Source organism: Streptomyces sp. NPDC088812, assembly GCF_044750285.1.
Lineage (GTDB): Bacteria > Actinomycetota > Actinomycetes > Streptomycetales > Streptomycetaceae > Streptomyces.
Genome location: NZ_JBIVJP010000005.1, coordinates 140530 through 162923, shown reverse-complemented (window position 1 = coordinate 162923; position 22394 = coordinate 140530). Strand labels below are relative to the sequence as shown.

Genomic DNA, 22394 nt, shown 5'->3' with positions numbered 1-22394 from the left:
TGGGTGAGGCCCGGCGGGGGTCATCGTCGGTGAGGCCCGGCGGGGGTCATCGTGCGTTGAAGTACTTCGCCTCGGGGTGGTGGATGACGATGGCGTCGGTGGACTGCTCGGGGTGGAGCTGGAACTCCTCCGACAGCCGGACCCCGATCCGCTCGGGCCGCAGCAGTTCGGCGATCTTGGCGCGGTCCTCCAGGTCGGGGCAGGCGCCGTAGCCGAGGGAGAAGCGGGCGCCCCGGTACTTCAGGGCGAACATGTCCTGGACGTCGGCCGGGTCCTCGCCGGCGAAGCCCAGTTCGGAGCGCACGCGCGCGTGCCAGTACTCGGCGAGGGCCTCGGCCAGCTGCACGGACAGTCCGTGCAGTTCGAGGTAGTCGCGGTAGGAGTTCGCCTCGAAGAGCTTGGCGGTCTCCTCACCGATGCGGGAGCCGACGGTGACGACCTGGAGGCCGACGACGTCGGTCTCGCCGGACTCCTGCGGGCGGAAGAAGTCGGCGAGGCACAGTCGGCGGCCGCGGCGCTGGCGGGGGAAGGTGAACCGGGTGCGCTCGTTGCCGTGCTCGTCCAGGAGGATCAGGTCGTCGTCCTTGGACACGCAGGGGAAGTAGCCGTAGACGACGGCGGCCTCGAGGAGGTTGTCGGTCTGGAGCCGGTCCAGCAGGCCGCGCAGGCGCGGCCGGCCCTCGGTCTCGGCGAGTTCCTCGTACGTCGGTCCGTCGCCGGTGCGGGCCTGCTTCAGGCCCCACTGGCCCTTGAAGAGGGCGCCCTCGTCGAGCCAGGAGGCGTACTCCTTGAGCTGGATGCCCTTGATGACGCGGGTGCCCCAGAACGGGGGCTCGGGGACCGGGTTGTCGGTGGCGACGTCGGAGCGGACGTGGCCCTCCTCGGGGCGCTCCTCCACCTCGGTCACGGCGGTCGGGCGGACCCGGCGCTGCTTCAGTTCCGGCAGCTTGGCGCCGGGCACGCCGCGCTTGACGCCGATGAGGGCGTCCATCAGGCGCAGTCCCTCGAAGGCGTCGCGGGCGTAGCGGACCTCGCCCTCGTAGACCTCGTGGAGGTCCTGTTCGACGTAGGCGCGGGTCAGGGCGGCGCCGCCGAGGATGACCGGGTAGTCGGTGGCCAGGCCGCGCTGGTTGAGCTCCTCCAGGTTCTCCTTCATGATCACCGTGGACTTGACCAGGAGCCCGGACATGCCGATGACGTCGGCGCGGTGTTCCTCGGCGGCTTCGAGGATCGCGGCGACCGGCTGCTTGATGCCGAGGTTGACGACGTTGTAGCCGTTGTTGGACAGGATGATGTCGACGAGGTTCTTGCCGATGTCGTGGACGTCGCCGCGGACGGTGGCCAGGACGATGGTGCCCTTGCCCTCGGTGTCGGACTTCTCCATGTGCGGTTCGAGGTGGGCGACCGCGGCCTTCATCACCTCGGCGGACTGCAGGACGAACGGCAGCTGCATCTGGCCGGAGCCGAAGAGCTCGCCGACGACCTTCATGCCGTCCAGGAGAGTCTCGTTGACGATGTCGAGTGCCGGGCGGCTCAGCAGGGCCTCGTCGAGGTCGGCCTCCAGGCCGTTTCGCTCGCCGTCGATGATGCGGCGCTTGAGCCGCTCCTCCAGCGGCAGGGCGGCGAGTTCCTCGGCCTTGCCGGCCTTCAGGGACTTGGCGGTGGCGCCCTCGAAGAGCTGCATGAGCTTCTGGAGCGGGTCGTAGCCCTCGGCGCGCCGGTCGTGGATCAGGTCCAGGGCGGTCTGGACCTCCTCCTCGCTGAAGCGGGCGATGGGCAGGATCTTCGAGGCGTGGACGATCGCCGAGTCCAGGCCGGCCTTGACGCATTCGTCGAGGAAGACGGAGTTGAGCAGGATGCGGGCGGCCGGGTTGAGGCCGAAGGAGATGTTCGACAGGCCGAGGGTGGTCTGCACGTCGGGGTGGCGGCGCTTGAGCTCGCGGATCGCCTCGACGGTGGCGATGCCGTCCTTGCGGGACTCCTCCTGACCGGTGCAGATGGTGAAGGTCAGGGTGTCGATGAGGATGTCCTCCTCGCGGATGCCCCAGTTCCCGGTGAGGTCGTCGATCAGCCGTTCGGCGATCTCGACCTTCTTCTCGGGGGTGCGGGCCTGGCCCTCCTCGTCGATGGTGAGGGCGATCAGCGCGGCGCCGTGCTCCCGGGCCAGCCGGGTGACCCGGGCGAACCGCGACTCGGGCCCGTCGCCGTCCTCGTAGTTGACGGAGTTGATGACGGCGCGGCCGCCGAGCTTCTCCAGGCCCGCCTCGATGACGTCGACCTCGGTGGAGTCCAGCACGATCGGCAGGGTGGAGGCGGTGGCGAGGCGGCCGGCGAGTTCCTCCATGTCGGTGACGCCGTCACGGCCGACGTAGTCGACGCAGAGGTCGAGCATGTGCGCGCCCTCGCGGATCTGCTCGCGGGCGATCTCCACGCAGTCGTCCCAGCGGGCCTCCAGCATGGCCTCGCGGAACTTCTTGGAGCCGTTGGCGTTGGTGCGCTCGCCGATGGCCAGGTAGGAGGTGTCCTGGCGGAAGGGGACGGTCTGGTAGAGGGAGGCGGCGCCCGCTTCGGGGCGCGGGCTGCGCTCGACGGGGCTGAGGCCGCGGACGCGCTCGACGACCTGGCGCAGGTGCTCGGGGGTGGTGCCGCAGCAGCCGCCGACCAGGGACAGGCCGTAGTCGCGGACGAAGTTCTCCTGGGCGTCGGCCAGCTCCGGGGCGGTCAGCGGGTAGCTGGCGCCGTCCTTGCCGAGGACCGGCAGGCCCGCGTTGGGCATGCAGGCGAGCGGGATGCGGGCGTTGCGGGCCAGGTAGCGCAGGTGCTCGCTCATCTCGGCGGGGCCGGTGGCGCAGTTCATGCCGATCATGTCGATGCCGAGCGGCTCCAGGGCCGTCAGGGCGGCGCCGATCTCGGAGCCGAGCAGCATGGTGCCGGTGGTCTCGACGGTGACGGAGACGATCAGCGGCACGTCCAGGCCGGCGCTCTCGCGGGCGCGGTGGGCGCCGAGCACGGCGGCCTTGGTCTGGAGCAGGTCCTGGGTGGTCTCGACGATGAGCGCGTCGGCGCCGCCGGCGATGAGTCCCTCGGCGTTCTGCTGGTAGGCGTCGCGCAGGGTGCGGTAGGCGACGTGGCCGAGGGTGGGCAGCTTGGTGCCCGGGCCGATCGAGCCCAGCACCCAGCGGGTGCGGCCGTCGCGGCCGGCGAAGGCGTCGGCGGTCTCGCGGGCGATGCGGGCGCCGGCCTCGGACAGCTCGTACACCCGCTCGGGGATGTCGTACTCGGCCATGGCCGCGAAGTTGGCGCCGAAGGTGTTGGTCTCGACGCAGTCCACGCCGGCGTCGTAGTACGCCTCGTGGACGGAGCGGACGATGTCCGGCCGGGTGACGTTGAGGATCTCGTTGCAGCCCTCGAGGTTCTCGAAGTCCTCGAGGGTGGGCTCCTGGGCCTGGAGCATGGTGCCCATGGCTCCGTCGGCCACCACCACACGGGTGGCGAGGGCCTCGCGGAGCGCGGACACACGGGTCCGGCTGTCGGCGGAAAGGGTCGGCGGCACTGAGGCCATGGAGGGGCTCCCTTGGATGCGACGGCTGTCGGCTTTGCGTCACCTCGGAAATGCGCGCGACAACGCTTCCCGAGGACGGCGCACGCCGCCAGGGTATCCGGGACCGTGGGCTTATGGTTCGGGGCGTCCACGGGACGGACCAGGACGGCGGTCCGGGCCGCCGTGGGACGCACGTGGCGTGAAGAGGTGTCGACCGACCGTTGGCGGGAGGTCGGCAGAGACCGGTAGTGTTCGACATTGCCGAACGACGGTGGCGCATGCCGCCCGTGGACAGGCGATGAGGACGGAGGCAGGACGGCGATGGCACGGAACATCCAGTCGCTCGAACGGGCGGCCGCGATGCTGCGGCTGCTCGGGGGCGGCGAGCGACGGCTGGGTCTGTCGGACATCGCCTCGGCCCTGGGCCTGGCCAAGGGCACCGCCCACGGCATCCTGCGCACCCTCCAGCAGGAGGGGTTCGTCGAGCAGGACGAGGCTTCCGGGCGCTACCAGCTGGGCGCGGAGCTGCTGCGCCTGGGCACCACCTACCTCGACGTGCACGAGCTGCGGGCGCGCGCACTGGTGTGGACGGACGACCTGGCCCGCTCCAGCGGCGAGAGCGTCCATCTGGGGGTGCTGCACCAGCAGGGCGTGCTGATCGTGCACCACGTCTTCCGGCCCGACGACAGCCGGCAGGTCCTGGAGATCGGGGCCATGCAGCCGCTGCACTCCACGGCCCTGGGCAAGGTGCTGTCCGCCTACGACCCGGTCGCGCACAGCGAGGCGCTGGAGGCCGACCGCAAGCCGTTCACCGAGCGCACGGTGTGCGAGCTGGAGGACTTCGAGCAGCTCCTCGACATCACGCGCGCGCGGGGCTACGCGGCGGACGTGGAGGAGACCTGGGAGGGGGTCGCCTCCATCGCCGCGCCGATCCACGACCGGCGGCGGATGCCGGTGGGCGCGGTGGGCATCACCGGCGCGGTGGAGCGGGTGTGCCGGGAGGGCGAGCTGCGGCCCGAGCTGGTCGCGGCGGTGCGCGACTGCGCCCGCGCGGTGTCGCGGGATCTGGGCGCGGCACGGTTCTGAGCGGCGGGCCGCCGCCGCGGGGCGGATCGGCGGCCGCCGGTTCACACAGGTGAGCGGACCGGGACGACGGAGGTCGTCCCGGCTTTCGTCATGCCCGGGGGGCGTGACGGCGGGCTGGCGGCCGGGGCAAGGGCTCGGCGGCGGGCGCGGGACAGTCCGGGCGCGGCAACGGGCACACGCGCGGGCACGAGTCCAGGCACGGCAGCGGGCACGAGTCCGGGCGCGGCAGCGGGCCGAGGCGGCATCCAGGCTCGGGCACAGCAGCGGGCCGAGGCGGCATCCAGGCTCGGGCACAGCAGCGGGCCGAGGCGGCATCCAGGCTCGGGCGCGGCAGCGGGCCGAGGCGGCCCCGAGCTCGGGCACATGAGAGCCGGCCGTGCACCGGTCCCCCACCGATAGCCGAGTCCGATCAATAACGATCCCGTTTTGGATAACAGAACTCTTGACTCACCCGTCACGCCAGGACAAGACTCCCGTCCATCGGTCGGCATTGTCGAACAGCTACCGGCAATACGCGCTAGAGTGTGACAACGCCAAGGGCCGGCATCGCTCTCATCTCGAGGGCACCGGAAACCCCGGAGGGACCCGGGGTTCGGCTTCCCTGGACGAAGGACAAAGGAGTCGCGGGTGTCCAGCTCCGACATCTTCATCGGCGAGACCATCGGTACCGCCATACTCATCCTGCTCGGCGGTGGCGTCTGCGCCGCCGTGACCCTGAAGGCCTCCAAGGCCCGCAACGCCGGCTGGCTCGCCATCGCCTTCGGGTGGGGTTTCGCCGTCCTCACCGCGGTCTACACCTCGGCACCGCTCTCCGGCGCCCACCTGAACCCCGCGGTCACCCTCGGCATCGCGATCAAGGACGGCGACTGGAGCGACGTCCCGGTCTACTGGGCCGGTCAGCTGCTCGGCGCCATGATCGGCGCGGCCCTGGTGTGGGTCGCCTACTACGGCCAGTTCCACGCGCACCTCACCGACCGGGAGATCGTCGGCGGGCCGGGCGCGCAGGCCACGGCGGCCAAGGCCGTCGAGGCACAGGAGAAGGGCGCGGGCCCGGTGCTCGGCGTTTTCTCCACCGGCCCCGAGATCCGCAACGCGGTGCAGAACCTCGCCACGGAGATCATCGGCACCGTGGTGCTGGTGCTCGCCGTCCTCACCCAGGGCCTCAACGACGACGGCAACGGCCTCGGCCCGCTGGGTGCCCTGATCACCGCGCTCGTGGTGGTGTCCATCGGTCTGTCCCTGGGCGGCCCGACCGGCTACGCGATCAACCCGGCCCGTGACCTCGGCCCGCGCATCGTGCACGCCCTGCTCCCCCTGCCGAACAAGGGCGGCTCCGACTGGGGCTACGCCTGGATCCCGGTCGTCGGCCCGCTGGCCGGCGGGGCGATCGCCGCGGGAATCTACAACCTCGCGTTCGCCTAGGGACATCCGGCCGCCGCCGCACGGCGGGCACGCGCCGTACGCACCGCCCCCACCCCACGGAACCTTCAGGAGCACACTGTGACCGACGCCCACACCGCCGGCCCGTTCATCGCCGCCATCGACCAGGGCACCACCTCCTCCCGCTGCATCGTCTTCGACCGCGACGGCCGGATCGTCTCCGTCGACCAGAAGGAGCACGAGCAGATCTTCCCCAAGCCGGGCTGGGTGGAGCACGACGCGAACGAGATCTGGACCAACGTCCAGGAGGTCGTCGCCGGGGCCATCGCCAAGGCGGGCATCACCCGCGACGACATCAAGGCCATCGGCATCACCAACCAGCGCGAGACCACCCTGCTGTGGGACCGCCGCACCGGTGAGCCCGTCCACCACGCCATCGTCTGGCAGGACACCCGCACCGACGCCCTGTGCAAGGAACTCGGCCGCAACGTCGGCCAGGACCGCTTCCGCCGCGAGACCGGCCTGCCCCTCGCCTCCTACTTCGCCGGCCCGAAGGCCCGCTGGCTGCTGGACAACGTCGAGGGCCTGCGCGAGCGCGCCGAGGCCGGCGACATCCTCTTCGGCACCATGGACAGCTGGGTCATCTGGAACCTGACCGGCGGCGTCGACGGCGGCCGGCACGTCACCGACGTCACCAACGCCTCCCGCACCCTGCTGATGAACCTGCACACCATGGAGTGGGACGCCAAGATCGCCGAGTCCATCGGCGTGCCCCTGGCGATGCTGCCGGAGATCCGCTCCTCCGCCGAGGTGTACGGCGAGGTCAAGGGCGGCCGGCTCGGTGACCTCCTGGGCGGCGTCCCCGTCGCGTCCGCGCTCGGCGACCAGCAGGCCGCCCTGTTCGGCCAGACCTGCTTCGCCGAGGGCGAGGCCAAGTCGACGTACGGCACCGGCACGTTCCTGCTGATGAACACCGGCAGCAAGCCGGTCAACTCCTACAACGGTCTGCTCACCACCGTCGGCTACCGCATCGGCGACGAGAAGCCGGTCTACGCCCTCGAGGGCTCCATCGCGGTCACCGGCTCGCTGGTGCAGTGGATGCGCGACCAGATGGGCCTGATCTCCACCGCCGCCGAGATCGAGACGCTCGCGCTCTCCGTCGAGGACAACGGCGGCGCCTACTTCGTGCCGGCCTTCTCCGGCCTGTTCGCCCCCTACTGGCGCTCCGACGCCCGCGGTGTGATCGCCGGCCTCACCCGGTACGTCACCAAGGCGCACCTCGCGCGCGCCGTCCTGGAGGCCACCGCCTGGCAGACCCGGGAGATCACCGACGCCATGACGAAGGACTCCGGCGTCGAGCTCGCGGCCCTCAAGGTCGACGGCGGCATGACCTCCAACAACCTGCTGATGCAGACCCTCTCGGACTTCCTGGACGCGCCCGTGGTGCGCCCGATGGTCGCCGAGACCACCTGTCTCGGCGCCGCCTACGCCGCCGGTCTCGCCGTCGGCTTCTGGACCAGCACCGACGACCTGCGCGCCAACTGGCGCCGGGCCGCCGAGTGGACCCCCCGCATGGACGCGGAGACCCGCGACCGTGAGTACAAGAGCTGGCTCAAGGCCGTCGAGCGGACCATGGGCTGGCTCGAGGACGAGAGCTGACGAGAGCCCGCCGAAGGCTCAGGCGAACGCTCTGATGAGGAGTAAGAACCCGATATGACCAGTCAGTCCACCCTGCAGTCCGTGCCTGCCCTGGGGACGCACCCGGCCTCCGGCTCGAACCCGAGCCGAGCCGAGACCCGGGAGCAGCTCGCCAAGGCGTCGTACGACCTCCTCGTGATCGGCGGCGGCATCCTGGGCATCTCCACCGCCTGGCACGCCGCGCAGTCCGGCCTCAGGGTGGCGCTGGTCGACGCCGGCGACTTCGCCGGCGCCACCTCCTCCGCCTCCTCCAAGCTGCTCCACGGCGGTCTGCGCTACCTCCAGACCGGCGCGGTGAAGCTGGTGGCGGAGAACCACTTCGAGCGCCGTGCGGTCTCCCGCCAGGTGGCCCCCCACCTGGCGAACCCGCTCACGTTCTACCTCCCCGTGTACAAGGGCGGGCCGCACGGCGCGGCGAAGCTCGGGGCGGGCGTCTTCGCCTACTCCGCGCTGTCGGCGTTCGGCGACGGCGTGGGGCACCTGCTCTCCCCCGCCAAGGCGCAGCAGGACGTGCCGGAGCTGCGCACCGAGAACCTCAAGGCCGTGGCCGTCTACGGCGACGACCAGATGAACGACGCCCGTATGGCGCTGATGACGGTCCGCGCGGCCGTCGAGGCGGGCGCGGTCGTGCTCAACCACGCCGAGGTCACCGGCCTGCGCTTCACCAGGGGCCGGGTGACGGGCGCGGACCTGAAGGACCGTCTGTCCGGTGACGAGTTCGGGGTGAACGCCCGTCTCGTGCTCAACGCGACCGGCCCGTGGGTCGACCACCTGCGCCGGCTGGAGGACCCGGACGCGGCCCCGTCGATCCGCCTGTCGAAGGGCGCGCACCTGGTCCTGAAGCGGACGTCGCCGTGGAAGGCCGCGCTCGCGACCCCGATCGACAAGTACCGCATCACGTTCGCCCTGCCCTGGGAGGACATGCTGCTGCTGGGCACCACGGACGAGGAGTTCGAGGGCGATCCGGCGGACGTCGCGGTCGACGACAAGGACGTGGCCCAGATCCTGGACGAGGCCGCGTTCTCCATCCGCGACCAGCAGCTCGACCGCGACCTGATCACGTACGCCTTCGCGGGCCTGCGGGTGCTGCCGGGCGGGCCGGGCGCCACGGCGAAGGCCAAGCGCGAGACCGTGGTGACCGAGGGCAGGGGCGGGATGCTGTCGGTCGCGGGCGGCAAGTGGACGACCTTCCGGCACATCGGCCGGACGGTCATGCAGAAGCTGGAGGCGCTGCCGGGCCACCCGCTCGGTGACGACTTCGAGCCGATCTCCTCCCTGCCGAAGAAGCTGCCGCTGCCGGGTGTCGCCAACCCGCGCGCGGTCGCGCACCGCCTGCTGGTGGACCGCCCCGCGCCCGGACCGCGCATGGCCGCCGACACCGCCCGGCACCTGGCCACGCACTACGGCTCGCTGGCCTTCGACATCGCCCGCCTGGCCAACGAGAACCCGGAGCTGGGCGAGCGCGTCCACCCCGACGCCCCGGAGATCTGGGCGCAGGTCGTGTACGCCCGGGACCACGAGTGGGCCGAGACCGCGGACGACGTGCTGCGCCGCCGGACGACGCTGACGATCCGCGGCCTGGCCACGGACGAGGTCCGCGCCGGGGTCCAGGATCTGCTCGACAAGAAGTGAGGACTTCGGTGCCGGCCCGCCCTCCCGACCGGGGCCGGCACCGAGGACCGGCCTCCGCACACCGGGGCCGGCACCGAGGACCGGTCTCCCCACCGGGGCCGGCACCACGAGCGGGACGGTCCCCGCTCCCCGCCGTCGGTGATCGCAGCACCGGAGGCAGTCGCCTGGTCAGCCCCCATAATGACGCCTAGACATCCGATGTCTGGGCGATGAATGACAGGGAGGCCGGTCATGGCAGTCACCGACGAGGCGATCGAGAAGATCAAAGGCATGATCGTCACCGGTGCGCTGCGCCCCGGGGACCGGCTGCCCAGGGAGAGCGAGCTCGCCGCCGAACTGGGCCTGTCCCGCAACTCCCTGCGGGAGGCGGTCCGGGCGCTGTCACTGATCCGGATCCTGGACGTACGGCAGGGCGACGGCACGTACGTGACCAGCCTCGACCCGCAACTGCTGCTGGAGGCACTGAGCTTCGTCGTCGACTTCCACCGCGACGACACGGTCCTGGAGTTCCTGGCCGTGCGCCGCATCCTGGAGCCGGCCGCGACGGCGATGGCGGCGCTGCGCATCGACGAGGAGGAACTCGACGCTCTGGGCGCGCAGTTGGACCGGCTCGGCGCCCGGCCGTCGGTGGAGGAACTCGTCGCCTGCGACCTGGAGTTCCACCGGGGCATCGTGCGGGGCGCGGGCAACTCGGTGCTGTGTTCGCTGCTCGACGGTCTGTCGGGGCCCACCACCCGGGCCCGGATCTGGCGCGGGCTGACGCAGGAGGACGCGATCGCCCGCACCCTGCACGAGCACCGGGCGATCCTCGCCGCGCTGCGCGACCGGGACGCGGAGGCGGCGCGGTCGTGGGCGACGGTGCACATCGCGAGCGTGGAGCAGTGGCTGAGGTCAAGCCTGTGAGCGGCTTCGGCAGGCGGGTGTTCGGGGGTGGGGAACGGGGCAGTGATCCGTTCACTCCCCCGTGCAAGGGGGCTGCGGGCGCCCCCGCGGGACGCCGTAAGGTTGGGTGGTCAGGCGAGGGCACGTCGGAAGGAGGCACTGGGTGATCGAGCTCGAGGGGGTTCCCGAGCTGATCGACCCGGTCATGGTGGCCGCGTTCGAGGGCTGGAACGATGCCGGCGACGCCGCTTCCACCGCGGTCGCGCATCTCGAGAGGGAGTGGAAGGGCGAGGTCTTCGCGGCGCTGGACGCCGAGGACTACTACGACTTCCAGGTGAACCGTCCCACGGTGTTCATGGAGGCCGGCGTCCGCAAGATCACATGGCCGACGACAAGGTTGTCGGTGGTGCGGGTCGGCGGCGAGAAACCGCGCGACCTGGTGCTGGTGCGCGGCATCGAACCGTCCATGCGCTGGCGCTCGTTCTGCAACGAACTGCTCGGCTTCGCCCACGAACTGGGCGTGGAGCTGGTGGTCATCCTGGGCGCCCTGCTCGGCGACACCCCGCACACGCGTCCGGTGCCGATCAGCGGGACCACGTCCGACGCGGACCTGGCGCGCCGGATGGACCTGGAGGAGACCAAGTACGAGGGCCCCACGGGCATCGTCGGTGTCCTCCAGGAGGCGTGCACGCACGCGGGGGTGCCCGCGGTCAGCCTCTGGGCGGCCGTACCGCACTACGTCTCGCAGCCGCCCAACCCCAAGGCGACGCTGGCGCTCCTCAACCGCCTGGAGGACCTGATCGACGTGCGCATCCCGCTGGGCGAGCTGCCCGAGGACGCGCGCGCGTGGCAGGTGGGCGTGGACCAGCTGGCCGCCGAGGACAGCGAGGTCGCCGAGTACGTCCAGACGCTGGAGGAGGCCCGGGACACCGCGGAGCTGCCGGAGGCGTCGGGTGAGGCGATCGCCCGGGAGTTCGAGCGGTATCTGCGGCGCCGGGACGGCGGCGGTCCGCCCGCCCCGGGCGAGCGGACCCGGCCGCCGAAGCCGCCGAAGCCGAGCGGGGAGTCCTCCGACGACGACGAATCGTCCGAGGACTAGCAGGACCGGCGAAGGGCAGGACTGGAAGGGGGCGGTGCGCCGGAAGGCGCACCGCCCCTTTTCCTTGCGGCCGCTGCTGCTAGAGCGCCACGCCCAGCAGTGCGTCCACCGCGCGGGAGACCACGCCGGGGGCCGCGGTGTCCGTGCCGCCCCGCTCCTGCTGGAGCGCGGCCCAGCGGTCGACGGCGGCCAGCGCGGCCGGGGCGTCGAGGTCGTCGGCGAGGGCTTCGCGGATCTCCTCGACCAGGGCGTCGGCGGGCGGGCCGTCGGGCCGGGAGACGGCCGCGCGCCAGCGTCCGAGCCGGTCCACGGCGTCCTGGAGCACCTGGTCGGTCCACTCCCAGTCGCTGCGGTAGTGGTGGGCGAGGAGGGTGAGCCGGATCGCCGCGGGGTCGACGCCCTCGCGCCGCAGCCGGGAGACGAAGACGAGGTTGCCCTTGGACTTGGACATCTTCTCGCCGTCCAGGGCGACCATGCCGGCGTGGACGTACGCCTTGGCCATGGGGAACTCGCCGGTGAGGACCTGGGCGTGGGAGGCGCCCATCTCGTGGTGCGGGAAGGCGAGGTCGGAGCCGCCGCCCTGGACGTCGAAGCCCATGCCGAGGTGGTCCAGGGCGATGGCGACGCACTCGATGTGCCAGCCGGGGCGCCCGCGGCCGAGCGAGCCGCCGTCCCAGCTGGGCTCGCCCTCGCGGGCCGCCGTCCAGAGCATCGGGTCGAGCGGGTTCTTCTTGCCGGGCCGGTCGGGGTCGCCGCCCCGCTCGGCGGAGAGCAGCCGCATCGCGGCGGCGTCCAGGCGGGAGACCGTGCCGAAGTTCGGGTCGGACTCCACGGAGAAGTAGACGTCGCCGTCGAGTTCGTAGGCGGCACCGGCGTCGCGCAGGCGCTCCACGAGCGGCACGATGCCGGGTATGGCCTCGACGGCTCCTATGTAGTGCCGCGGCGGGAGCATCCGCAGGGCGGTCATGTCCTCGCGGAACAGGGCGGTCTCCCGCTCGGCGAGGGCGACCCAGTCGACGCCGTCCCGCTCGGCCCGTTCGAGGAGCGGGTCGTCGACGTCGGTGACGTTCTGGACGTAGTGCACCTGCCGCTTGGTGTCCAGCCACACGCGCTGAACGAGGTCGAACGCGTTGTAGGTCGCCGCGTGACCCATGTGGGTCGCGTCGTACGGCGTGATGCCGCAGACGTAGATACGGGCGACGGGACCGGGGTCGAGGGTGACCGGTCCGCCGGTCGCGGTGTCGTGGATCCTCAGGTCGCGGCCCTGACCAGGCAGGGCGGGGACCTCGGAAGCGGGCCAGGCATGCATGTCATGAGCGTAACCGGCCGGAAGTTCCGGGTACGAACCGGAGCGGTCCGGACGGCCGAGAAGGCGCTCTTGCGTCTGCGCGGGCCATGTGCTGGGAGTCCTGGGGCGCCCGGGAACGCGCTCTTTCGTGTGCGCCGGTGATGTGCTGGGCGGTCCTGGGGCATGTGTCACGGCTCACCCCCGTGGCCGCGCGGTACGTGTCACGGATCACCCCCGGGGCCGCGGGACCGGGTCAGACGGGCGGCCAGGGGATCGCCGGCCACTCGCCGCCGGGCTCGGGGTGCCGGCCGGACTCCAGCAGCGCGGTGATCCGCGCGCGCGTCGCGTCGACCTCGGCGCCGGTGAGGAGTGCGGACAGGCCGGCCGCCAGGGTGCCGCCCGGCTCCAGGGCGCCGGCGAGGCCCCCGAGCACCTCGACGGCCTCCTCGGTGAGGGGCTCGCCCGCCCAGCCCCACAGGAGGGTGCGCAGCTTGTCGTCGGCGTGGAAGGTGACGCCGTGGTCGATGCCGTACAGCCGCCCGTCGGCGGTGGTGAGCAGGTGGCCGCCCTTGCGGTCGGCGTTGTTGAGGACCGCGTCCAGGACGGCGAGGCGTCGCAGCCGCTCGTCGTCGGCGTGCACCAGCAGCGCGGTCCGGTCGTCGCCGACCTCGGCGAAGCCGATCGCCTTCCAGCCGGGTCCGGGCTCCTCCTCGTCGACCAGGGCGAGCAGTCCGTCCTCCGGGGACGCCTCGATCCACAGCTGGCACATGCCCTCGCCGTAGGGCCCGTCGCGCAGCACGGTGGGCGGTACGAGCCCCCAGCCGGTCGCCTCGGACACGGCGTACGCGGCGACCTCCCGCTGGGCGAGCGTGCCGTCGGGGAAGTCCCACAGGGGCCGCTCGCCGGCGACCGGCTTGTAGACGCAGGCGGCCTCCCGGCCGTCGTGGGCGACCGTGCAGTAGAGGGCGGCGTTGGAGGCGTCACGGATGCGTCCGCGCACGGTCAGCCCGCCGTGGGCGAGCAGTTCCGCGTCCGCGGGGTCGGCGGTCGTCACGCCCCGCGGCGGTATCCGTTCTGGCGCGGACATACGTGTCCTTCCGGGTCGAGCGGCAGGCTGCACAGCGGGCACGGCGGCCGGCCGGCGTTGACGACGTCGAGGGCTCTCTTGGCGAAGGCTCTCGCCTGGGCGCCGGTGAGCCGGACCCGCAGCATCGGGGGCCCGTTCTCCTCGTCCTGGAGCAACCGCTCCTCGGCCTCGGCGAGGTCCTCCTCGGAGTCGGCGTCGAGCTCCACGAGGGCCTGCGCCTCGACGATCATGCGCTGTTCCTCGCCGTCCCAGGCGAGGGCCATGGTGCCGACCCGGAACTCCTCCTCGATCGGTGTGTCGAGGGGGCCGGTGTCGGTGATCTCGGCGGGCGCCATCGCGGGCACGGCGGCGCTCCCGCCGCTACGGCGTACGACTTCGTCCAGCAGTTCGTCCATGCGCTCGGCGAGCGCGGCGACCTGGGTCTTCTCCAGGGCCACACTGGTCACTCGGGAGCCGGCGGTGGCCTGGAGGAAGAAGGTACGGCGCCCGGGCAGTCCGACCGTACCGGCCACGAAGCGGTCCGGGGGGTCGTAGAGGAACACCTGACGGGACACGTCCTGTCTCCCTGGGAATCGTGGGTACGTGAACGTCCATGCGTGAACGTGCGTATGCGGACCGCTTCACCCTACTGCGGGCGACGATCACGGTGCGCCCGCACCGCCCCCGACCGTCGCCTCCTGGGCCGGGGGCTCCTGGCGCGGGACGAGCGAGGCGAAGTCGCCGGTGTCCCCGAGGCGCACCAGAAAGGGTCGCAGACGGGTGTAACGGATCGCGGTGATGGAACACGGTTCGACGGAGAGCCGCTGGAAGAGGTCGAGATGCAGCCCGAGCGCGTCCGCCACGAGCGACTTGATGATGTCGCCGTGCGAGCACATGAGGTAGACGGCGTCGGCGCCGTGGTCGCGCTCCACGCGCGCGTTCCACTCGCGCACCGCCTCGGCGGCGCGGGTCTGCATGGCCCGCATGGACTCGCCGCCGGGGAAGGCGGCCGCGGAGGGGTGCGTCTGGACGACCTCCATCAGCGGCTCGTCGTTCAGCTCGGCGAGCTTGCGTCCCGACCAGTCGCCGTAGTCGCACTCGCCGATGCGATCGTCGGTGTGCACGGGCAGTCCGGGGCGGGCGTCCAGCAGGGGCCGGAGGGTCTCCCGGCAGCGTTGCAGGGGGCTCGTGACGACCTCGGCGATCGGCAGCTCCGCCAGCCGTCCGGGCAGCGCGGCGGCCTGGGCGGCGCCCCGCTCGTCGAGGGCGACGCCGGGTGTCCGGCCGGCGAGCACTGCGGAGGTGTTGGCGGTGGACCGTCCGTGCCGGACGAGGATCAGCGTGGGCATGCCGCCCAGGGTAGGCGTAGGGCCCGGGGTACCGGTGATACGTCCTGGTGCACAGGTGAACGGCCGAAAGGGGAACGCACTCCGTGATCGTCGACTGCGCCATCTACCGGGACGGGCACCGCACCGAGGGCCCGCAGGACTTCTCCGACGCGCTCGACGAGGCGCGTGCCGGGGGCGGCTTCGTCTGGATCGGGCTGCACGAGCCCACCGAGAAGGAGTTCGACCACGTCACGCGCGAGTTCGCCCTGCACCCGCTGGCCGTGGAGGACGCCCTCAAGGCCCACCAGCGGCCCAAGCTGGAGGTGTACGACGACTCGCTGTTCCTGGTGCTGAAGCCGGTGGTGTACGAGCCGCGCAGCGACACCGTCTCCTCCGGTGAGGTCATGGTCTTCCTCGGCGACTCCTTCGTGGTGACCGTCCGGCACGGCGAGGGGTCTGCGCTGGGGGTGGTGCGGCGGCGGCTGGAGAGGGAGCCCGAGCTGCTCGCCAAGGGCCCCACCTCGGTGCTGTACGCGATCGCCGACGCGACCGTCGACCACTACCTGGACGTGGCGACCGAGCTCCAGACCGATCTGGAGGAGCTGGAGGCGGAGGTGTTCTCCCCGGACGGCGGCGGCTCGCGGCACACCGCGTCCCGGATCTACGGCTTCAAGCGGCAGGTCCTGGAGTTCCGCCGGTCGACCGTCCCGCTGGCACCGCCCCTGACCCGGCTCGCGGACCCGGGGTCGGTCGGCGCGGCACTGCCGTTCGTCAACGACAAGGCGCGGCCGTTCTTCCGGGACGTCGGCGACCACCTCGCGCGCGTCAACGAGTCCGTTGAGGGCCTGGACCGGCTGGTGTCGGACATCCTGTCGGCGCACCTGGCGCAGATGAGCGTCCGGCAGAACGACGACATGCGGAAGATCTCGGCGTGGGCGGCCATGGCCGCGATCCCGACGATGCTCGCGGGGATCTACGGCATGAACTTCGAGCACATGCCGGAGCTGCGCTGGGTGTGGTCGTATCCGGCGGTGATCGCGGTCATGGCGGCCCTGGAGGTGCTGCTGTACCGGCTGTTCAAGCACAGGGGGTGGATGTAGCGGGTTCCCGCGCGCGGGGGGCCGGCCGCGGCTGGTCCGGCCGGTTACGGCTGGTCCGGCCGGTTACGGCTGGTCCGGCCGGCCGACTCGTCGATTCGCCGACTGACCGACTGGCCGACTCGTCGATTCGCCGACTGGCCGACTGGCCGACTGGCCGACTGGCCGACTGGCCGACTGGCCGCCATGTTCCGGCTCAGACGAACTCGGGGGCGGGGGTCTCCGGTCCGCCGAGGGCGTCGCGGCGTTCGGGCATCGTCAGGGACACCATGCGCCGCCAGCCGGCGAACCGCTCCCAGGCGTGCACGGCGTGGATGCCGGCCGCGAGGAAGGCCGCCCGGGGCCGGGACCAGCCGAGGATGCGGCCCATACAGGCCATGACGGCGAGGCTGACGTCGCGGTGGACGCGGATCTCGGCGAGGGCGCTCTCGCGCAGCGTCCGCTGAATGGCCCGGCCGTGTCCGGCACGCGCGAAGCGCAGCAGTTCCTCGTGGCAGTAGGCGAGGTGGTCGTCCTCGTCGTCGGAGATCATCTTCACCGCGCGGCCGATGTCGGGGTGGTCGGCGAAATGTCTGCGCAGCAGCGCCATCTGTTCGGAGGCGCGTTGCTCGGTGACCCTGCTGTGGGCGAGGTAGGTGACGATGTCCTGCACGGTCAGCGGCCGGTCGGCCTTGAGCCGGTCGTGGGCGAGACCGATGCCCCTGCGCTCCAGGAGCATGGTGTAGTCGGTCTCGGGCGGGACGGGGACGGGGTCGAGGCCGCGCCTCGTCAGCAGGGCGGCGAAGATCCGGCCGTGTTTGTCCTCGTCGGCGCCGTGCCGGGCGATCTTGGGGGCGAGTGCGCGTTCGCTCTGCGGGACGAGCACCGCGATCCGGGCGTTCTCCCAGCCGCCCTGGGCCTCCCCGCCGGCGGCGATGGAGCAGAACAGCCGGAAGGACTCGTCGTGGTCGAGGATCTCCTGGAACAGACTCTTGGCCGAAAGCATCGTGGGGCACCTCTCCGCATCCCGGGTGTTCCGCAGGGTTCCGCAGGGTTCCGCAGGATTTCGCGGGTTCCGCGAAGAACGAGTCAAATGCGGCGCGGGGCGGGGTGCAACAGGGGTGTCGCACGACTGCGCCGAACGGAGGACCACCGCGGTCACCCCGATGGCGTGACCGCGCGGGCGGCGGCGCGTTGTTCCCCGTGACGGCCGTGGCGGGGAAGACCCCCGAGCCCCCACCACGGCCGCTGAACACCCCTCCGTGACCTGCTCGCCGGGCGACGGACCTCCTCCCCCTACGCCGGTCGGCGCGTGCCTCCCCCTACGCCAGGCCGGCGCGCTGCCTCCCCCTACGCCAGGCCGGCGCGCTCCAGCGCCTCGGCGCCGGCCCGCAGCGAGGCCAGGCGCTCGTCGAGGGTGAAGCCCGCGGGGGCGAGGGTGAGGGTGGTGACGCCGGCCGCCGCGTAGGCCTTCATCCGGTCGGCGATCCGCTCGACAGACCCCAGCAGCGTCGTCCGGTCGATCAGCTCGTGCGGGACGGCGGCCGCGGCGGCCTCCTTGTCACCGGCCAGGTACAGGTCCTGGATCTCGGCGGCGGCCTGCTCGTAGCCCATGCGCCGGGCGAGCTGGTTGTAGAAGTTCTGCTTGCGGCTGCCCATGCCGCCCACGTACAGCGCGGTGTAGGGGCGGAAGGTGTCGGCGAGCCGCTCGACGTCGTCGTCGGAGCCGACGGCGAGGGGGAGGGTCGGGCAGACGTCGAAGCCCTCCAGCGTCTTCCCGGCCTTCTCGCGCCCGGCCCGCAGGTGCTTGACCGCGGTGTCCTCGAGGTGGTCGGCGGACGGGAAGATCAGCAGGGCGCCGTCGGCGATCTCGCCGGTCTGCTCCAGGTTCTTCGGTCCGATGGCCGCGATGTACAGCGGGATGTGCTCGCGCTGCGGGTGCACGGTCAGCTTGATCGGCTTGCCCGGTCCGTCCGGCAGCGGCAGCGTCCAGTGCTCGCCCTCGTACGACAGGCGCTCCCGGGTCATCGCCTTGCGGACGATCTCGACGTACTCGCGGGTGCGGGACAGCGGCTTGTCGAACTTCACGCCGTACCAGCCCTCGGAGACCTGCGGGCCGGAGACGCCGAGGCCGAGGCGGAAGCGGCCGCCGGAGAGGGAGTCGAGGGTGGCGGCGGTCATCGCGGTCATCGCGGGCTGCCGCGCCGGGATCTGGAAGATGGCGGAGCCCACGTCGATCCGCTCGGTCTGGGCGGCGACCCAGCTGAGCACGGTGGCCGCGTCGGAGCCGTAGGCCTCGGCGGCCCAGCACACGGCGTATCCGAGCCGGTCGGCCTCCTGGGCCACGGCCAGGTTGTCCCCGTCCATTCCGGCACCCCAGTAGCCGAGGTTGATCCCGAGCTGCATGGCCGATTCCCCTTACCGATCAGTAACGACGCTGTCGGGCAGACAGTAGCGCGGAGGCCGCCGTCGGGGGGAGGGCGGCGCGACGAGGGCGGTGTCGGACCGGACGGCTCCTCGGCCTGCCCGAACCCGGACCGGGACCGCCCGGAATTCGGTTGTCCACAGGCAACCCACGGCCCAGTTCTGGCCAGTAACCTCGGCGTTCATGGAGCAGAGGCATCTCGGCCGCACCGGCCTGCGTGTGTCCCGCGTCGGGCTCGGCACCCTGACCTGGGGGCGCGACACCGACGAGCACGACGCCGCGGACCTCTTGAAGACGTTCTGGGAGGCGGGCGGGACCCTCGTCGACACGGCCGACGTGTACGGCGACGGAGAGGCCGAGTACCTGCTGGGGCGGCTCATGGAGGGCCTGGTTCCGCGCCGCGACCTGATCATCTCGACGAAGGCGGGCAGCGTGCCCGACCCGGAACGCCGCTTCGACGGCTCGCGCGGTCATCTCCTCGCCGCCCTGGACGCCTCCCTCGCCCGGCTGGGCACCGACCACGTCGACGTGTGGCACGTGCACGCCTTCGACTCCTCCACCCCGCTGGAGGAGACCCTCCAGGCCCTCGACATAGCGGTCGCCAGCGGCCGCGCCCGCTACGCCGGCGTCTCCAACTTCTGCGGCTGGCAGCTCGCCAAGGCCGCCACCTGGCAGCTCGCCGCACCGGGCGCCCGCACCCGGCTGGCCAGTACGCAGATGGAGTACTCGCTGCTCCAGCGGGGCGTGGAGCGCGAGGTGCTGCCGGCCGCGCTGGACCTGGGCATCGGTCTGCTGCCCTCCTCGCCACTGGGCCGGGGCGTCCTCACCGGCAAGTACCGGGGCGACGCGCTGCCCCCGGACTCGCGCGGCGCCTCCGACCACTTCGCGGCCTTCGTCGAGCCGTACCTGGACGACACCGCGAGCCGCATCGTGGACGCGGTGACGACCGCGGCGGACGGGCTCGCGGTGACCCCGCTCCAGGTGGCCCTGGCCTGGATCCGCGACCGGCCCGGCGTGACCGCCCCGATCGTCGGAGCGCGCACCGCGCAGCAGCTCACGGCCGCGTTGTCAGTGGAGGCCCTTAGTCTTCCTGACGAGATCTGCCGGGCGCTCGACGACGTGTCGGCGCCCGTGCACCGCTATCCCGATCACGACTGGAGCACGCTGTGAGCACGGAGCCGGAGCCCCCCGAGACGACGGAGAACACCGGGCCGGGGACCCCGGACGACGCCACACCTGCCGAGGGCACACGTGCCGACGGCCCGACTCCCGGGGGCACATCGGCCGAGGGCACGACCTCCGGGGACGCACCGGCCGACGACACGACCTCCGGAGACACACCGGCCGACGACACGACTCCCGGAGACACACCGGCCGAGGGCACGACTCCCGGTGGCACACCGGCCGACGACACGACCTCCGGGGGCACACCGGCCGACGGCACGACCTCCGGGGGCACACCGGCCGACGGCACGACTCCCGGAGACACACCGGCCGACGACACGACCTCCGGGGGCACACCGGCCGACGGCACGACCTCCGGAGACACACCGGCCGACGACACGACCTCCGGGGGCACACCGGCCGACGACACGACCTCCGGAGACACACCGGCCGACGACACGACCTCCGAGGGCACGACCTCCGAGGGCACGACCTCCGGGGGCACACCGGCCGAGGGCACGACCTCCGGGGGCGCGGACGGCGGCGGTACGGCAGGGTCCGGGACCGGCGACGACAGCGGCCGTGGGGCGGACTCCGGAACCGGCGACGGCGCCGACGCGGGGTCGCTCTCCGAGGCCGAGGCCGAGCTGGCCGCGCAGAAGCTGGAGCGGGAGCGGATCGAGCGGCGCAAGGCCGAGAAGGCGCCGATCGACAGCGGCACCAAGCTCAGCGGAAAGGCCGCCGACCTGCTCGCGGCCGTCCGGGCCGTGGAGAGCGGCGCGAAGCCCGCCGCCACCGTGTTCGACGAGCCCGCTCCCGCCCCGCGCCGCCCGGCCCCGGAGCCCGAGCGGCGACCGCAGCCGGTGGTCGCGGAACCCGCCGCCGCGGGCTCGGCGCCCGCCCCGGAGGCCGTCGAGGCCGTCCGGCGCGTCCTGGCCGGCGGCGGCGCGCCCGAGGCGCTGGCGCCGCAGGTCGCCTCCGCCCTCGGCGAGGGCGCCGAGCAGGCGCTGGGCGAGGATCCCTGGCAGTTGCTGCGCGTCCCCGGGGTACGGCCCGAACAGGCCGACGGTTTCGCGCGGGCGCTGCTCGGCGCCGACTGCGCCCCGGACGACGAGCGGCGGGGCCGCGCGGTGACGGTGTGGCTGCTGGAGCAGGCCGCCCTGGCCGGACACACCGGCCTGGAGCTGCCCGCCCTGACGACCGCGCTCGACCGGCAGGGCGTGCCGGACGCGGACGCGGCGGTGCAGAGCACCCTCGCGGAGGGCGAGGCCCTCGCCTTCCAGGACGCCCTGGAGGAGCCGGGCGCCGCCTCGGCCGGGACGAACCGCGCCGCGGAGGCACAGGGGGAGCAGGCCGAGGAGGACGAGGAGGAGGCACGCCCGGTCCGGGTCCTGGTCGGCCTGGAGCGGTACGCGCTCGCCGAGGAGAGCCTCGCCGACGGCCTCGCACGGGTGGTCAACTCCCCGCCCAAGGAGGCTTCCGCCGACTGGGAGTCGGCGGCCGCCGCGGCCCGCGGCAGCGCCGCCGAACTGATCCGCGCGGTCGCCGCCCACGGGCTGGTGCTGCACACCGGCGGGGAGGCCGCCCGCGCGGAGACCGCGGCCCTGCTCACCGCCGCCCGGGCCCTCGGTCTGCGCGCCGTGGCCGCCTGCCACGCACCGGACGGACGGCGCCGGCTCGCCTCCCTCGTGGACGAGGGGGACGACGCCGTGGTCACCCTGTCCGGTCTGCTCTCCGGCGCGGAGGGCCCCGGCCGGGACACCGACGGCGCGCTCGCGGTGGACCTGCTGATCCTGCTGGACGCCCCGCAACTGGACGTCGAGACCGCGGCGATGGCGGCGGAGTCGCTGCCGGACGCGGCCCGGCTGGTGCTCAGCGGGGATCCGGCCGTGCTGTGGTCGGCCGGGCCCGGCCGGGTCTTCGCCGACCTGCTCGCCGCGCGCGCGTGTCCGCAGGTGGCCTCGCGCACGCCCGACCCGGGTCCGCTCGGCGAACTGGTCTCCGGGATCGGCGTCGGCGAGCTGAACCAGGTGGACGCGCCCGGCAAGGAGATCGTGATCGTCCCGGTGCGGGACGCGGGCGAAGCCGTGCACCGGACCGTGCAACTCGTCGTGGACTCGGTGCCGCGGGCCTTCGGGATCGCCCCCGAGCAGACGGTGGTGATCACCCCGGGCCACGGTGGGGCGGCCGGAACGCGCGCGCTCAACGCCGCCCTCAAGGAGCGCTGCAACCCGGGCCCCGGCCGCTTCGGCGGGTTCGACCCCGGGGACCGGATCGCCTACTCCCCCGCGCCGGGCCGCACGGTCGCGGGCCAGGTGGTGAAGGCCGACGCGGACGGGCTGCACCTGTCCCTGGCGGGCGCCCCCGTGGTCGTCCCGCGCGAGCGGGTGGAGCAGTCCGTGCGGCACGGCTGGGCACTGACGGCCCACCAGGCGGTGGGCGCCCGGTGGCCGGCGGCGGTCGTGGTGCTGCCGGGGGACGCCGCGCGGACCCTCTCCCGTCCCTGGGTCTACACGGCCTTCGGGCGGGCGGAGCGCCATCTGTCCGTGGTCCACGGGGTCGAGCAGGCCCTGCCGCGAGCGGTGGCCGAGGTACCGGCGAAGTCCCGGACCACCCGGCTGTCCGCCCTGCTGCGCGCCCTGGTGCCGGCGGCCGGCTGACGGGCGGGACACAGCGAACGGCGGCGGTGGCGGGTCGAACCCCTCGCCACCGCCGCCTGCCGTCGGTCA

The 22394-nt window shown here is 72.8% G+C and carries 16 protein-coding genes; 9 read left to right on the top strand and 7 right to left on the bottom strand.

The features are described from left to right. Positions 1 to 46: 46 nt before the first annotated feature. Positions 47 to 3562 (bottom strand): methionine synthase, encoded by a 3516-nt coding sequence (gene metH / locus ACIP67_RS11015; protein WP_401690621.1) that lies wholly within the window; start codon positions 3560 to 3562, stop codon positions 47 to 49. Between the two features lie 300 nt (positions 3563 to 3862). Between metH and ACIP67_RS11010 the strand changes: the two genes are divergently transcribed. The 6 genes from ACIP67_RS11010 (at position 3863) to ACIP67_RS10985 (ending at position 11318) form a co-directional block, all read left to right on the top strand. Beyond that, positions 3863 to 4627, top strand: a complete 765-nt coding sequence (locus ACIP67_RS11010) for an IclR family transcriptional regulator (protein ID WP_401690619.1) — start codon at positions 3863 to 3865, stop codon at positions 4625 to 4627. A gap of 627 nt (positions 4628 to 5254) precedes the next feature. Then, a complete protein-coding gene (locus tag ACIP67_RS11005) occupies positions 5255 to 6049 on the top strand; it encodes an MIP/aquaporin family protein (protein ID WP_401690617.1) in 795 nt (264 codons plus the stop codon). 78 nt (positions 6050 to 6127) lie between these two features. Further along, positions 6128 to 7666: a glycerol kinase GlpK gene (gene glpK, locus ACIP67_RS11000; RefSeq protein ID WP_401690615.1), complete on the top strand. Its 1539-nt coding sequence runs from the start codon at positions 6128 to 6130 to the stop codon at positions 7664 to 7666. Positions 7667 to 7720: 54 nt separating this feature from the next. Next, positions 7721 to 9337, top strand: a complete 1617-nt coding sequence (locus ACIP67_RS10995) for an FAD-dependent oxidoreductase (RefSeq protein WP_401690613.1) — start codon at positions 7721 to 7723, stop codon at positions 9335 to 9337. Positions 9338 to 9568: 231 nt separating this feature from the next. After that, entirely contained in the window at positions 9569 to 10240 is a 672-nt protein-coding gene (locus ACIP67_RS10990) for a FadR/GntR family transcriptional regulator (protein WP_401690612.1), read from the top strand. Positions 10241 to 10382: 142 nt separating this feature from the next. After that, complete coding sequence (locus ACIP67_RS10985; RefSeq protein ID WP_385066954.1) at positions 10383 to 11318, top strand: PAC2 family protein; 936 nt, start codon at positions 10383 to 10385, stop codon at positions 11316 to 11318. A gap of 79 nt (positions 11319 to 11397) precedes the next feature. Here ACIP67_RS10985 and mshC read toward each other — a convergent pair whose 3' ends face one another. From mshC to ACIP67_RS10965, 4 genes are all read right to left on the bottom strand, one after another. After that, on the bottom strand, positions 11398 to 12627 hold the full coding sequence (mshC, locus tag ACIP67_RS10980; RefSeq protein WP_401690609.1) for a cysteine--1-D-myo-inosityl 2-amino-2-deoxy-alpha-D-glucopyranoside ligase: 1230 nt from the start codon (positions 12625 to 12627) through the stop codon (positions 11398 to 11400). A 232-nt stretch (positions 12628 to 12859) separates the two neighbouring features. Beyond that, positions 12860 to 13693: an SCO1664 family protein gene (locus ACIP67_RS10975; RefSeq protein WP_401690607.1), complete on the bottom strand. Its 834-nt coding sequence runs from the start codon at positions 13691 to 13693 to the stop codon at positions 12860 to 12862. Next, positions 13657 to 14247: a DUF3090 domain-containing protein gene (locus ACIP67_RS10970; RefSeq protein WP_385066945.1), complete on the bottom strand. Its 591-nt coding sequence runs from the start codon at positions 14245 to 14247 to the stop codon at positions 13657 to 13659. Before ACIP67_RS10970 ends, ACIP67_RS10975 begins: the two co-directional genes overlap by 37 nt. An 87-nt stretch (positions 14248 to 14334) precedes the next feature. Beyond that, positions 14335 to 15021 (bottom strand): histidine phosphatase family protein, encoded by a 687-nt coding sequence (locus tag ACIP67_RS10965; RefSeq protein WP_401690605.1) that lies wholly within the window; start codon positions 15019 to 15021, stop codon positions 14335 to 14337. 83 nt (positions 15022 to 15104) lie between these two features. Here ACIP67_RS10965 and corA point away from each other — a divergent pair, with 83 nt between their 5' ends. Next, a complete protein-coding gene (gene corA, locus ACIP67_RS10960) occupies positions 15105 to 16100 on the top strand; it encodes a magnesium/cobalt transporter CorA (protein WP_401690603.1) in 996 nt (331 codons plus the stop codon). A 193-nt stretch (positions 16101 to 16293) separates the two neighbouring features. Here the strand turns inward: corA and ACIP67_RS10955 are convergent, their stop codons facing one another. Then, positions 16294 to 17082: a ferritin-like domain-containing protein gene (locus tag ACIP67_RS10955; protein WP_401690601.1), complete on the bottom strand. Its 789-nt coding sequence runs from the start codon at positions 17080 to 17082 to the stop codon at positions 16294 to 16296. A 344-nt stretch (positions 17083 to 17426) separates the two neighbouring features. Next, positions 17427 to 18482 carry an LLM class F420-dependent oxidoreductase gene (locus ACIP67_RS10950; RefSeq protein ID WP_401690599.1) on the bottom strand — a complete coding sequence of 352 codons (1056 nt, stop codon included), beginning with the start codon at positions 18480 to 18482 and terminating at the stop codon, positions 17427 to 17429. A 202-nt stretch (positions 18483 to 18684) separates the two neighbouring features. Between ACIP67_RS10950 and ACIP67_RS10945 the strand changes: the two genes are divergently transcribed. Beyond that, positions 18685 to 19671, top strand: coding sequence for an aldo/keto reductase (locus ACIP67_RS10945; RefSeq protein WP_401690597.1), 987 nt, complete (start codon positions 18685 to 18687; stop codon positions 19669 to 19671). Next, positions 19668 to 22325, top strand: coding sequence for a helix-hairpin-helix domain-containing protein (locus tag ACIP67_RS10940; RefSeq protein WP_401690595.1), 2658 nt, complete (start codon positions 19668 to 19670; stop codon positions 22323 to 22325). The genes ACIP67_RS10945 and ACIP67_RS10940 overlap by 4 nt, the downstream gene beginning before the upstream one ends. Positions 22326 to 22394 lie beyond the last annotated feature (69 nt).